The sequence below is a fragment of the Spirillospora sp. NPDC049652 genome (assembly GCF_040675125.1).
In the GTDB taxonomy this organism is placed as follows: domain Bacteria; phylum Actinomycetota; class Actinomycetes; order Streptosporangiales; family Streptosporangiaceae; genus Spirillospora.
In genome coordinates this window covers 1-12,944 of the sequence record NZ_JBFAOF010000113.1, presented here as the reverse complement: position 1 = coordinate 12,944, position 12,944 = coordinate 1, and the positions used below count along the sequence as shown (strand labels likewise).

Below are 12,944 nucleotides of genomic sequence, written 5' to 3'. Positions count from 1 at the left end.
CTGGCGGCCCTGCCCGCGCGCGGCGAAGAAGCGTCCGATCTGCGGAAGCTGGTCGGTGGCGGCGCGCTGCGCGGCGGCCAGGTCGGCCGGGGACGGAGCGGCAGGGGACGGGGTGGCGGAGGCCGCCGTGGCGGTGCCCAGCAGGGCGGCCGCGCCGAGGGCCAGGGCCCCGGCCGTGATGCGGATGGGGGTCATGGCGCTTCCCTACTCGTTGATCCGGTCGAGGGAGTGGGTCCAGCTGAACGAGCTGTTGGCGACGTAGTAGTCGTAGCTCGCCCAGTTGTAGCGGGGGCTGGAACCCCAGGGGTTGCCCCAGTAGACCCAGCTGTTGCTCTGGTCGTAGCCGTACAGGACCTCCATGTGGCCGCCGCCGGAGCTCCACTGGATGCGGGCCATGACGGGACGTCCGGCGTCCACCTCGCGGATGATCGACGAGTAGTACAGGTACGCCGAGACGTAGGTGCCGGGCGAGATCCCGATCTGCCGGAACGCCTCCTGGTCGTCGGCGAGCGTCGCCTGCCAGTTGCCGCAGGACGAGTTGATCGCCCGGTCGAACGCCAGGTTGCAGAACTGGTTCTGGCTGTAGTTCTTGCCGAAGTAGGACGCGACGGTGTTGCCCGACGCGGCCCAGCACCAGTTCGAGTTCTGCTGCGCCTGCATGGTGATGTCGAGGATGTTCTTCGTTGCCGCCAGGGCGGGGACGGGGGACAGGACCGCCGTCGTGGCCGCGAGGGCCGCGCCCGCCGCCGCGAGGCCGGCGAGGCCGCGCAGGGGTCTGCGGAGGTGCATCGTGGGTGCTCCTGACTGAGCCTGCTGGTGGGACGGGATCGGGGCGCTCCGCGCGTGGGCCGGAGATCCGCCGCGTCCGGCGGCGCCCACGCGTCTCGATGATCGGAAGTCCCGGGCATCCCGGACAAGGGCCGCGCGCGGCGGCGGCGTGCCGAACGTGAACGCTCGCGAGCCGCGCGCGGACCGGATCCGGGTGTGAACAGCCGTGAACGATGCCTGAAATGCGGTGAAACGCCGGATAGAGGGGACGCGAAGAGTCAGGTGACGGGCGCGCTGTGAAAGTTCACGGTGAACGCCGTTCGGACCCCTGACCCCGCCACGGGAGGTGCCGACCATGCACAACCGGCTGACCGAGCGCGACCGGCCCACCGACCCGCTCGCCGACGCGGCCGCCGACGGACCGGGCGAGCCGGCCTCGTCCGCCGGGACGGTCGGGCCGCCCCTGCCGGACGAGGCCGGGAGGCTCCTTGACGCGCTGCGCGAAGGACCGTTCCACGAGGCGCTGCGGACGGCGATCGCCGAGCGCGGGCTGTCGCTGCACCGCGTCCGCCATCACCTGGCCCGGCAGGGCGTGGACATCGGCGTCACGACGCTCAGCTACTGGCAGCGCGGACGCAGGCGGCCCGAGCGGCCCGAGTCGCTGCGGGCCGTCCGGGCGCTGGAGGAGGTGCTGGCGCTGCCCGACCGGTCGCTGACGGCGCTGCTCGGCCCGCCGCGCCCGCGCGGACGCGGCGCGGGCCTGCCGCGCGGCTCGGTCGCCTACCGCGAGGTCCTGCCGCAGGGGCCGGTGCTGGAGGCCGTCCTCGCCGACTTCGGCGGGCCGCTCACCGGGCGCGGGCTGGAGACCGTCCACCTGTACGAGCGGCTGGAGGTCGGCACGGACCGGGACGGCCGCCGCCGCGAGCTGTTCCAGACCGTCCGCGCGCGGCCCGGCGAGGAGCGGGTGGACCGCTGCGTCACCGTGTACCGCGGCGACCCCGGCTGCGACGTGGCGAAGGTGGAGGTCAGGGCGCTGGACGGCTGCCGGGTCGGGCGCGTCCGCAGGCATCCCGCGGCGCTGCTGGTCGTGGCCGAGCTGATGTTCGACTCGGTGCTGCTCCCGGACGAGACGTACCTGCTGCGCTACGAGGTCGCCGACGGCAGCGGGCGGCAGTGCGACAGCTACGAGCGGGGGTTCCGGTTCCCGACCGGCCAGTACGTGCTGCAGGTGGCGTTCGACGCGGCGGCGCTGCCGGTCCGCTGCCACCGGTTCGCGCGCCGCTCGGTGGGAGCTCCCGAGCTGGACGTCGCCGAGGTGGTGCCGAACGCGCACGGGTCGGTCCACCTGGTGGCCGAGGACCTGCGGCCGGGCGTGCACGGCCTCCGCTGGGAATGGGACTGAGCGTCCCGCCCGGCCGTCCGCGCCAGGAGGCCATGTCCCGGAGGTAGGCCGCCGCCGCCACCGTCGGGTTGACCACGACCAACGGCTGCCCCGCCCGCCGCAGCGCCGCGACGGTCAGGCCGTGACCGGTCTCGATCGCGACCGGCACGTCCCGCCGCGAGTGGCGGTGGCTGCCGCCGAGCCCGCGCAGCGTGTCTCGGGCAGAGCGCCTGGTTCGCCTGCTTCCAAGCGCGCGGGTTCCGGCGCTGGTCCGGGCGTCCGCCGACGGTCTGGGATCTGAAGCGGTCGACAGTGTGGAACTGCCAGGGTCCCTTACCGCCGTTCTGCCGCTTCCTCACCGAATGTCGGGAAGCCAATCGCGAAGCCCGGTGAGGTGTCCGGCTTCTGTCTCGATGCGCTGCCTGTCTTCGTCAGTGAGCTCCAGAGCGCGCAGCTCGGTGAGCCAGGCGTCAGTGGGCTCGCCGAGAATTCCGGCCAGATCGATGAGGTGGCACAGTGCGACGGCCCGGTCGGCCGTCGAGGCGTTCGCGCCGTGCCTGCGGACCGCGGACTTCAGCGCGCGGAACGCCTGGAGGTCGTCCTGCTTGAACTCGCGCAGGATCCGAGCATTGTCGAGCGCCTTGGCGAGCCCCGCCAGCTTCGTCGACCCGCCGTACTCCAACTCGTCGGGCTCGTCGCGCTGGACGAAGATGATCGAGTTCCCGGACGGGTCGATCACCGTGAACCGGGACGCGCCGGGGCGGTAGCGGGTGATCCGCGGAAGGCCCGATCCCAGTATCTTCCCGTACGTCCGGCGCATCGCCGCGACGAACGCCGCGTGGTAGGGCGCCACGGCGTCGACCATGACCAGACAGATTCCGGACTCCTCCCGAGCCGGGTCGAGGTCCTTGGGCGCCGGGCCGAAACGCAACTCGAACCCGCTCCACTGCAGTGCCATGTACACGTAGGGCTTGCTCTGCTTGTAGGCCACTTTGAACCCCAGCGCCTCATAGAACGCGAGGGTCTCCTCCACCGACACGCAGGGCATCAGCGGCATCGTCGTCTCATTCGGCCGAACCGTCGGCTCATCCAAGCCGTCCACCTCCCGATCGCCCGGCGATGCTCGCACCCTTCGGCGACGCTCGCACATGGATCGTTCCAGCGCCCCACCCCATCACCGGGTCCTGTTCTGGCCCACGCCGGCACTACTGACCACACCACGCCTGGCCGACCGACGGCGGCGCGCCACCGGTGGCAACACCGAAGCCGTCGCACGTGGCCTGCGCAACACCGGCTGCCCGATCCCCCTGGCCGCCGCCGTGCCGGTGGCCGCCTTCGCCTCGCTCCTGGCCGCCGACAGCACGTACGTCCGGCACCCGGATGGTGATCAACTCGATCGCTCGCCGGGCCCGGCGGCGGGGCGTGCGATGAGCGTGGTCTGTGCTTCTGGCGAGTTGGCTCCTACTCGACCCCGGTGTCCTCGGGGCCGGTCCTGGCCAGCGCGGCGAGGGTCGCCAGTGCCGTGGCGAGGGTGCCGAGCGGTGGTGCCGACAGGGCGAGCCGGACGGCGTTGGGCGCGTGGGCCACGACGACGGTGAAGGCCGCGCCGGGAGTGACGGCGATGCCACGACGGGCGGCGGCCGCGACGAAGGTGTCGGCCCGCCATGGGTCGGGCAGCCGCCACCAGCAGTGGAAGGCCTGCGGATCAGCCTCGACGGCGAACTCGCCGAGGTGCTCGCGGACGAGCCGTTGGCGTGCCGCCGCGTCGCGGCGTTTGATCTCTTGGAGGGTCGCGACCGTGCCGTCGGTGATCCATCGCGTTGCGGCCTCGACCGCGAAGCGCTGAGCGGTCCAGCCGCCCGAGCGTAGCGCCGAAGCGACCCGGTCGCCGATCGCCTCCGGGGTCACCGCGAAACCGACGGTCAGCCCCGGGGCCACTCGCTTCGACATGCTGTCGGCGACGATGACATGTTCCGGCGCGAACGCGGCCAGCGGCGGTGGATCGTCGCGGAGGAACGCGTAGATGCCGTCCTCGACCGCGTAGATCCCGAGATCGCGGAGAACGGCGGCGATCTCGGAGCGCCGCTGTTCGGGCATGGTGACGCCGAGCGGATTATGCAGCGTTGGCTGGAGGTAGACGGCACGCAGCGGCCCGGCCGATCGGATGGCTTCCGGGCGCACCCCGTCCTCGTCCATGGTGAGTGGGACCAGCGTGATGCCGAGGCGGGCGGCGATGCCCTTGACCAGGGGGTAGGTCAGCTCTTCGACGCCGACGCGGTCACCGGCCGGGACCAGGGCGGCGAGCGTGGCGGCGATCGCCTGCCGTCCGTTGCCCGCGACGAGCAGCCGGCCGGGATCGGGGCTCCAGCCTGGACGGGACAGCATCGCGGCCGCCGCCTCCCGTACGGCCCGTGTGCCCGCCGCGCCCATGGGGGTGAGCGCACCGGCCAGCACGTCAGGGCGCAGCATTCCGCCCAGGCTCTCCGCCAGGAGCGCGGGCTGCTCCGGGGGCAAGGAGAAGTTCAGCTCCAGGTCCACCCCTGCTCGGGCCGGCTCGGCGAGGGCGGGCTCGCTCGACGGCGCGGCGGCGCGGATGAACGTGCCGCGTCCCACCTCGCCGACCGCGAGACCGCGCCGGATCAGCTCGCCGTACACCCGCGCCGCCGTGGAACCGGCGATGCCGTGCTTGCGGGCGAACTGCCGCTGCGGCGGTAGCCGGTCCCCGGGCCGGAGCCGACCGGAGACGATCTGTGCCGCGATCGCGTCCGCGATCCGCCGGTAGTCGTCCATCCCATCCCCGCCCAACATTGCTCCGAGTGCAATTCTTCTATTGCACCGACATATTGCTTCCAATAGCCTCGAGCCGTCAAGCCGATCCGACCAGGAGGCGCGCACGGTGGGGACTTTCATCAAGGGGCAGATCGCCATCGCCTATGACGACCACAACCCCGGGGGCACCGGGCCGCCGCTGGTGCTCGTCCACGGCCACCCCTTCGACCGCTCGATGTGGTCACCCCAGGTCCAGCACGTCGGCCGCCAAGGGCGCCGGGTGATCGTCTCGGATCTGCGCGGCTACGGCCGGAGCACCGTGGTGCGGGGCAAAACGCCGCTTCAGACCTTCGCCCAAGACATTGCCGGCCTTCTCGACCACCTCGGCGTCGAACAGATCGTCCTCGGCGGCCTGTCCATGGGCGGACAGATCGTCATGGAGTTCCACCGCCTGTTCCCAGACCGGCTCCGCGGACTCGTGCTCGCCGACACCGCCCCGCAGGCGGAGACAGAAGAAGGCAGGCGGGCCCGCAACGCGATGGCCGAACGGCTGCTCAAGGAGGGCATGGGCGGCTACGCGGAGGAAGTGCTGGCCAAGATGGTGGCGCCCGCCAACATCCGGCGGTTCCCCGCCGTGGCCGAGCACGTCCTCAGCATGATGCGGGGAACATCCTCCGAGGGAGCCGCCGCCGCGCTGCGCGGCCGCGCCGAGCGTCCCGACTACGTCGCGTCGCTGTCGCGCGTCCGCGTGCCCACGCTCATCGTCGTCGGCGACGAGGACGAGTTCACGCCGCTCGGCGACGCCCGGCTCATGCACCGGCTCATCCCGGACTCCACACTCGTCGTCGTCGAAGGCGCCGCGCACATGCCCAACCTCGAAGCGCCGGCCGAATTCAACGAGGCGCTGAGCACGTTCCTCGACTCGATCCCCGGAGAGCAGTGAGTCCATGACCATGACCGCCTTCGTCACCGGCGCCAGCACCGGCTTCGGCGCCGCCATCACCCGCCGCCTCGCGGCCGACGGCGCCCGCGTCGTCGCATCGGCGCGGAGAGCGGACCTGCTCGCCAAGGTCGCGGCCGACCATCCGGACACCGTCCACCCGCTCCAACTGGATGTACGGGACAGAGCCGCGGTCGAGCACGCGATCGCCACCCTGCCCGCCGAGTTCGCCGAGATCGATCTGCTGGTCAACAACGCCGGCCTCGCCAGGGGACTGGAACCCGCCCAAGACGCCGACCTGGACGACTGGGATCAGATGCTCGACACCAACTGCAGGGGCCTCATGTACTGCACCCGGGCGATCCTGCCGGGCATGGTGGCACACGGCCGGGGACACGTGGTCAACGTGGGCTCGGTCGCCGGCGCCTACCCCTACCCCGGCGGCAACGTCTACGGCGCGACCAAGGCGTTCGTTCATCAGTTCAGCCAGAACCTGCGCAGTGACCTGCACGGCACGGGCGTCCGCGTCACCTGCGTCGAGCCCGGCATGTGCGGGGACACGGAGTTCTCGACCGTCCGGTTCGGCGGGGATCGGGAGCGGGCCCATGCCGTCTATGCCGGAATGCGGCCGCTCGGCCCGACCGACATCGCCGAGACCGTGGCCTGGGCCGCGTCGCTGCCGGCGCATGTCAACATCAACGTCATCGAGCTCATGCCCGTCGCCCAGAGCTTCGCACCTTTCCAGATACACCGAGATCTTCCAGCGCCGGCTTGATCCGGGTAAGCAGTGCGCATGCCTGCCGGTCGACCTCCGCCCCCGCCTGCCGCTGAAGCTACTCCCAGTACTCCGTGCCGAGGCCGACGACGCCCCAGGCGGACAATGACCTTGTGCGATGAATGACCGCGGTGGGTAGTCATTGGCGTGGATGCCACCCCCGACCCCCTACCTCCGGGATAGATGCTGTGATGGCTCCAGCCACCCCTTAGTCACTCAGGGAAATTATCCGATTTCCATGGGTAGGCGCCTCCTTGGAAGGAGGAGGTGTGGTGGATGTCCGGGCAGATGCGCCGTTTCCGTCGGGATCCGCTGGTGGTCCTGGACGGGCTGTGGCGGCGCAGCGCGGATCCGGTGTTCGCGTTGCCGTGGGGCGGCTGGTGTGTCGGCGACACCGGCTTGGCACTCAGCGTGCTCCGCGATTCGATGTTCCACGGCGGGGGTGCGAGCTTCTTCGGGGGCCGGCCGTCCAGCTGCCCAGAGCAAGTGGCGGTGGGGCGCGGGGTGCGCGCGATCCTGCGGGGCTACCTGCCGACCTACTGCGACCGGATCCGCCGTGCCGCCGCGACGCTTCCACAGACCAGCCGGTGGCCGATGACCGGGCCCGTCCTGGTCCACCAGGCCGCCCGGGACGTGCTGCTGCACCCCGACGCCCCGCCCCGGCTGCGCTGGCTGATGGACCGGGCCGCGGGCAGCGGCCCCGCCATCCAGCCGGTGACCGTGCGGCAGCGCGCACGCGCCGAGCTGCTCGGTCCGCGCGTCAGGCGGCCGCCACCGAGCATGTGCGGGACCGGCGCCGCCACACCGGCGACGCCGCGCCGCGTGATCTGCTGGACGCGGTGATCGCGGCCTGTCCCGAGGCCCTTGACGAACGCCGGCTGGGATCGCTGTACCGACAGCTGTTCGGCACGATCATCGGCACCGTCGGCTACGCGGTGGCGTGGTCGCTGCTGCAAGCCTGCTCCAGCCTGCCCCCGGAGACCGCCTGGCCGTGGCCGTCCGACTGGATCAACCGTGAATCCGCCAGGCACCGCCCGGTGGTCTGGATGGTCGGCCGTTCGGCCCCCGGCCCGGTCGAACTCGGCGGGATGTCCTTCCCGGCCGGCACCGTCCTGTCGGTCAGCCCCTACCTGCTCCACCACGACCCGCGCGCCTGGGCCGACCCGCACGCCTTCCAGCCCGAACGCTGGAAACACCCCGAGCAGTGCGGCCCCTGGCTGCCGTTCAGCGCGGGCCCCTTCACCTGCGCGGGCGCCGCCATCGCCCACACCATGATCAACGAAACCCTGGACGCCCTGGCCGAGGGCGCCCGCCTGACCGTCACCGGCGGCGACACCCGGCCTCTGGTCACCGACCGCGCCGGCCCCCGCCCCTTCACTCTCCACCGCGTTCGCCGCCCCCGGCCCACCGGGGAACCCCGCGCTCATGCCCGCTCGACGGTGAAAGGAGGTGACCACTCGTGATCGCTGCAGTCCGACGCATCATCGCCACGCGCAAGCCCGCCCTCGCCTGGGACCCGTGGTGATAGGCAGACCGGCAAACGCTCCCATCCGGCCCGCACCCCGCACGGCGGCGTGCGGGCCGTCCCCAACATCCGCCGCCCCTGCTCATCGGGGCACTAGTCTGCGCGTGGTTCTGCCCAGGCGCTCGCCCCTGAGGGGATACACGTCCTGGTTCGGCTTCGGTTGGGCGGGGGCGACCGGAGCCGGTCTGGGTGGGGGTTTCCAGGTGAGGCTGTGGGGCGCTCTGGGTTGGGGATCAGGGGCTGATGGCGTCGAGTTCGGTCAGGTCCTCGGGGGCGAGGGAGAGTCCTGCGCTGGCGATGTTCTCGCGTAGGTGGGCCGTTGAGGACGTGCCGGGGATGAGAAGGATGTTCGGCGATCGCTGCAGCAGCCAGGCCAGGGCGACGGACATCGGTGTCGCCTCCGCCCGGGCGGCGACCGCCGAGAGGGCCGAGGACTGGAGCGGGGTGAAGCCGCCGAGGGGGAAGAAGGGCACGTACGCGACGCCGTCGGCGGCGAGCCGGTCGATGAGCTTGTCGTCGTGGCGGTGGGCGAGGTTGTACTTGTTCTGCACGCACACGATCGGCGCGATGCGCTGCGCCTCGGCGATCTGCTCCTCGGTGGCGTTGCTGACCCCGAGGTGGCGGATCAGGCCCTGCCGCTGGAGTTCGGCGAGCGTCTCGAACGCCTCCGCGAGCGAACCGGGCTGAGGGCCCTCGGCGTTGCCGAGTCGGAGGTTGACCAGGTCGAGGACGTCGAGCCGGAGGGACCTGAGGTTGTCGTGGACCTGGCGGCGCAGATCTTCGGGGCGCCGGGCCGTGGGCCAGCCGCCCCTGGCGTCGCGGGTCGCGCCCACCTTGGTCGCGATGTGCAGCGACTCGGGGTAGGGGTGCAGTGCTTCGCGGATCAGCTCGTTGGTGACGCGAGGTCCGTAGGCGTCGCTGGTGTCGATGTGGGTGATACCGGCTTCGACCGCTTCGCGCAGGACGGCCAGGGCGCCCTCGCGGTCGGCGGGCGGTCCCATGACCCCCGGCCCGGCCAGTTGCATGGCGCCGTAGCCGAACCGGGTGACCGTCAGGTCGCCCAGCGTCCAGGTGCCGCCGGGGAGGGAGGGTGTGCTCATCGTGTCGCCTTTCGTCGCGCGCTCGGGGTGGCTTCCCCGCATCAGTGTTGGGAAGAAGCTTCCTTTTGGGAAGTAGGCACCTTAGAGTGCCTAACCCACTCGCTGGTGAGAGGTGCGATCGGTGACGACGAATGCGGCCCGGCAGAGGGCGCAGGCCAAGATGGAGTACAACGCGTTCCTGGCGGCCTGTCCCAGCCGGCGTCTGCTCGACCGGATCTCGGACAAGTGGGTCGTCCTGATCCTGTGTGCGCTGGGCGGCGACCACACCGACACGGCAGACGCTCCGAGGACGATGCGGTACTCCGAGCTCTCCCGCCTCCTGGCCGGGGTCAGCCAGAAGATGCTGACCCAGACGCTGCGGTCACTGGAACGCGATGGCCTGCTCACCCGTACCGTGAAGCCGACCGTCCCGGTCACCGTCTCCTACGAGCTGACCGACCTCGGCCTCTCGCTCCACCAGATGGCGCGCGGGCTCAGAGGCTGGGCGCAGGCGCACATGGACGAGGTCCTCGCCAACCGCGAGGCGTACGACTCCCGTGCCTCCTGACGCCTCGCCTCCCATCCTCGACGGGGCTCGTCCTCGTTGGTTCCAGGGCCTGATTCGGAGAACGAGAACCGGCTCCGGATTCCAAAAGTCGGGTTCTCAAGGTGGTCGCAACACCGCGATCCGATGCAGCGGCGCGGAGGCGTATCGCCCGGGGCCGCCCATGTGCGCCGCCACCGAGCGCTACACAGCACGTTCGTCGGCCTGCGTTCGTCAGTCTGCGTTCGGCTGGGTGCGGCGGGCATAGGCGCGGGCGGCGCGGGCGCGGTCGCCGCAGCGGGTGGAGCACCAGTGGCGGCGGCCGTGGCGTAGCAGGTAGCGGTTGCAGGGGCTGGAACCGCAGGCGGTGAGGCGCTCGGCATCGGGACCGGTCAGGAGGTCGGCCGCGTTGGCCGCGAGGGTCGCAAGGGCGTGGTCGAGGATCTCGTTGGTGGGGCATGGGGCCGCGCGGTAGGGGCCGTTCTTCTCGTCCCAGTACAGCAGGGCGGCCGTGGGCGCCCTGCTCAGCGCGTCGTTGACGGCGGACAGAGCCGCGGGCAAAGCGGGCAGCCCGGCGACATGGGCGGCGAACAGTGCCTTGAGGTGTTCACGCAGCGAGCGCAACTGCGTCGCACACATCTCCTGCACCCCGGCATCGGCCGGAGCGAGGCCGCGTTCGGTGAGCCACTGATTCGTCGCCGTGGGGGTGCCGAGGAAATCGATGAACTGCCCTCCGGGCAGCGCGATGGCGCTGTTGACGAAGTCGAGGGCGAGATAGTCCCCCTCCCCCGGCGCGGGCGGCAGCGCGGACTCGGCGGTCAGGGTCTCACTCATGGCTCTCATGGTAGAGGTTGCGCTCGTCCGTGAGAAGCCGCTACCGTCCTTCACGGATAATCCCCCTATCATCCGTGAGGTTTCTGGATGGCCAGTGCCAGCACCACCAGCGAGCAGATCCGTGTCCGCGTCTTCGGCGGCCCGACCGCCCTTTTCGAATACGGCGGCCTGCGGTTCCTGACCGACCCGACGTTCGACCCTCCCCGCGAGTACCACGTGCCGGGCGGTCAGCTGACCAAGGTGGCGCCCTCCCACGCCGCACCGGGTGACCTCGGCCGCATCGACGTGGTCCTGCTCTCTCACGACGAGCACCCGGACAACCTCGACGACTCCGGCCGGGCACTGCTCGCCGACGTTCCGCTCACCCTCACCACGCCCGGGGGCGGGCAGCGTCTGGGCAAGGCGGCCAAGGGACTGGCCGACTGGGAGTCGATCGAGCTGGACCGTCCCGGCGGCGGCACGGTCACCGTGACGGGCGTGCCGGCCGTCCACGGGCCCGGCACACGCGAGGAGGTCGAACCGGTCACCGGCCAGGTCGTCGGATTCGTCCTGACCGGGGAGGGCCTGCCCACGATCTACGTCAGCGGCGACAACGCCTCGCTCGACGTGGTCGAGCAGATCGCCGAACGCTTCGGCCCAGTGGACACCGCGATCCTGTTCGCCGGGGCTCCCCGCTTCACCGTCCTCTTCGACAACGCGCTCATCGTCCTCGACAGCGCCCAGGCCGCCGAGGCCGCCACGATCCTCGGCGCCCGCCGGGTGGTTCCCGTCCACTACAACGGTTGGGCGCACTTCACCGAGGGCCGTGACGAGCTGGTCGCCGCCTTCACCGCCGCTGGGCTGATCGACCGCCTGGACTTCGGCGACCTGGGCTGACCGGGCAGGCCGGGCGCTCGCCTGCCCGGTCAGCCGGTTTTTCGCGGCCGCCACAGGTTCGGCCTGCCACAACGGCGGCCGCGGGGCTGATCAGAGTCGTGGCCGCCCGGCCGGTCGACGCCGCCCGTGATTTCCTCGCCCCTGGCGTCGCTTCCCCGCCGTCCGCACCCGTCGGAGCCGCGCCGGTGGCGCCGTCCGGGCAGTTCACGCCTATCGAAAGAACTCTCGTGACGAATACCGTGCCCGCCCGGACCGAGGACGCCCCGCGTACCCCGGTGCAGCGTCGCATCCTGACCGTCCTGGTCGCCGCTCAGGTCCTCAGCGGCGCTGGACTGGCGGCCGGAGTGACCGTCGGTTCCCTGCTCGCGCAGGACATGCTCCGTTCCACCAGCCTTGCCGGTCTGCCCAGCGCCCTGGGCACCGCCGGTTCCGCGCTGGCGGCCCTCGCGGTCGGGCGCATCTCTCAAGCCCGCGGCCGCCGCCCCGGCCTCGCCGCCGGATATCTGGCCGGTGCCGTCGGCAGCGCGGGCGTTATCGCCGCGGCCGTCGCCGGCAACGCCGTCCTGCTCTTCCTCTCGCTGTTCGTGTACGGCGCCGGTACGGCCACCAACCTGCAAGCCCGCTACGCCGGAGCCGATCTGGCGTCCCCCGCGCACCGCGCCAGCGCCGTGTCCACCGTGCTCGTCGCCACGACCCTGGGCGGCGTGGTCGGCCCCAACGTCACCGCACCCACCGGCGACCTCGCCCACATCCTCGGCATCCCCTACCTGGCCGGGCCGTTCATTCTCGCCGGCGTCGCCTACGCGATGGCCGCTCTGATCCTGGTCATCTGGCTGCGTCCCGACCCGTTGCTGCTGGCCGGCACCCTGGAAGCCGAGCGCACCGCCGCAGCGTCCGCGCAGCCGGGCGAAGCCACCGGCCGGGCACGCCCGGCGGTCGCAGGGCACCGCCCCCGCCTGCTGGGCGGCGCGCTGGCCATGGTGCTCACCCAGGTGGTCATGGTCGCGATCATGACGATGACGCCCGTCCACATGCACGACCACGGCCACGGCACCGGCGCCTCCGGCCTCGTCATCGCCGTCCACATCGGCGCGATGTACTTGTCCTCTCCCCTGACCGGCTGGCTCGTCGACCGCTATGGCCGCCTCACGATCGCCGCCGCCTCCGGGCTGACCCTGCTCGTCGCCGGGATCGTTGCCGCCAGCGCCCCCGGCGACTCCGTCGCTCCGCTCGTGGTGGCCCTCGCCCTGCTGGGTCTGGGCTGGAACTTCGGCATCGTCACCGGCACCGCGATCATCACCGACGCCGTCCCGCTGGCCACCCGCGCCAAGACCCAGGGCCTGGTCGATGTCGCCATCGCCGTCGCCGGCGCCACTGGCGGCATGGCTTCAGGCTTCGTCGTCGCCACTGCCGGCTACCCGCTCCTGGCCATCGGCGGCGGCATCCTTGCGCT

14 protein-coding genes are annotated in these 12,944 nt (G+C 71.6%); 8 read left to right on the top strand and 6 right to left on the bottom strand.

The annotated features are described in order from the left end of the window. The coding region (locus AB0J52_RS10835) for a hypothetical protein (protein ID WP_500181372.1) at nt 1–195 on the bottom strand (195 nt) is incomplete at its 3' end. 9 nt (nt 196–204) lie between these two features. Then, nucleotides 205–789, bottom strand: coding sequence for a papain-like cysteine protease family protein (locus AB0J52_RS10830; RefSeq protein ID WP_500181371.1), 585 nt, complete (start codon nt 787–789; stop codon nt 205–207). 334 nt (nt 790–1,123) lie between these two features. Between AB0J52_RS10830 and AB0J52_RS10825 the strand changes: the two genes are divergently transcribed. Next, nucleotides 1,124–2,170, top strand: a complete 1,047-nt coding sequence (locus AB0J52_RS10825) for a hypothetical protein (protein WP_500181370.1) — start codon at nt 1,124–1,126, stop codon at nt 2,168–2,170. A 334-nt stretch (nt 2,171–2,504) separates the two neighbouring features. On the opposite strand, the gene AB0J52_RS10820 is transcribed toward AB0J52_RS10825, so the two are convergent. Next, nucleotides 2,505–3,206 (bottom strand): DUF8817 family protein, encoded by a 702-nt coding sequence (locus AB0J52_RS10820; RefSeq protein WP_500181369.1) that lies wholly within the window; start codon nt 3,204–3,206, stop codon nt 2,505–2,507. A gap of 404 nt (nt 3,207–3,610) precedes the next feature. Beyond that, complete coding sequence (locus AB0J52_RS10815) at nt 3,611–4,957, bottom strand: aminotransferase-like domain-containing protein (protein ID WP_500181368.1); 1,347 nt, start codon at nt 4,955–4,957, stop codon at nt 3,611–3,613. Between the two features lie 88 nt (nt 4,958–5,045). Between AB0J52_RS10815 and AB0J52_RS10810 the strand changes: the two genes are divergently transcribed. The 4 genes from AB0J52_RS10810 to AB0J52_RS10795 all read left to right on the top strand — a co-directional run bounded on the left by AB0J52_RS10810 (nt 5,046) and on the right by AB0J52_RS10795 (nt 8,096). Further along, the gene (locus AB0J52_RS10810; protein WP_500181367.1) at nt 5,046–5,861 is read left to right on the top strand and encodes an alpha/beta fold hydrolase; all 816 of its coding nucleotides are present in this window, start codon (nt 5,046–5,048) and stop codon (nt 5,859–5,861) included. A gap of 4 nt (nt 5,862–5,865) precedes the next feature. Then, entirely contained in the window at nt 5,866–6,633 is a 768-nt protein-coding gene (locus AB0J52_RS10805; protein WP_500181366.1) for an SDR family oxidoreductase, read from the top strand. Nucleotides 6,634–6,921: 288 nt separating this feature from the next. Next, on the top strand, nt 6,922–7,476 hold the full coding sequence (locus AB0J52_RS10800; protein ID WP_500181365.1) for a hypothetical protein: 555 nt from the start codon (nt 6,922–6,924) through the stop codon (nt 7,474–7,476). Continuing rightward, the gene (locus tag AB0J52_RS10795) at nt 7,416–8,096 is read left to right on the top strand and encodes a cytochrome P450 (protein WP_500181364.1); all 681 of its coding nucleotides are present in this window, start codon (nt 7,416–7,418) and stop codon (nt 8,094–8,096) included. The genes AB0J52_RS10800 and AB0J52_RS10795 overlap by 61 nt, the downstream gene beginning before the upstream one ends. 295 nt (nt 8,097–8,391) lie before the next feature. Here AB0J52_RS10795 and AB0J52_RS10790 read toward each other — a convergent pair whose 3' ends face one another. Beyond that, entirely contained in the window at nt 8,392–9,258 is an 867-nt protein-coding gene (locus AB0J52_RS10790) for an aldo/keto reductase family oxidoreductase (protein ID WP_500181363.1), read from the bottom strand. A gap of 121 nt (nt 9,259–9,379) precedes the next feature. Between AB0J52_RS10790 and AB0J52_RS10785 the strand changes: the two genes are divergently transcribed. Then, nucleotides 9,380–9,805 (top strand): winged helix-turn-helix transcriptional regulator, encoded by a 426-nt coding sequence (locus AB0J52_RS10785; protein ID WP_500181362.1) that lies wholly within the window; start codon nt 9,380–9,382, stop codon nt 9,803–9,805. A gap of 210 nt (nt 9,806–10,015) precedes the next feature. Here AB0J52_RS10785 and AB0J52_RS10780 read toward each other — a convergent pair whose 3' ends face one another. Then, nucleotides 10,016–10,615 (bottom strand): CGNR zinc finger domain-containing protein, encoded by a 600-nt coding sequence (locus AB0J52_RS10780; protein ID WP_500181361.1) that lies wholly within the window; start codon nt 10,613–10,615, stop codon nt 10,016–10,018. A gap of 87 nt (nt 10,616–10,702) precedes the next feature. Between AB0J52_RS10780 and AB0J52_RS10775 the strand changes: the two genes are divergently transcribed. Together AB0J52_RS10775 and AB0J52_RS10770 are read left to right on the top strand one after the other, a co-directional pair. Further along, entirely contained in the window at nt 10,703–11,491 is a 789-nt protein-coding gene (locus tag AB0J52_RS10775) for an MBL fold metallo-hydrolase (protein ID WP_500181360.1), read from the top strand. 98 nt (nt 11,492–11,589) lie between these two features. After that, nucleotides 11,590–12,944 (top strand): MFS transporter (locus AB0J52_RS10770; RefSeq protein WP_500181359.1); only part of this gene is annotated, 1,355 nt, incomplete at its 3' end.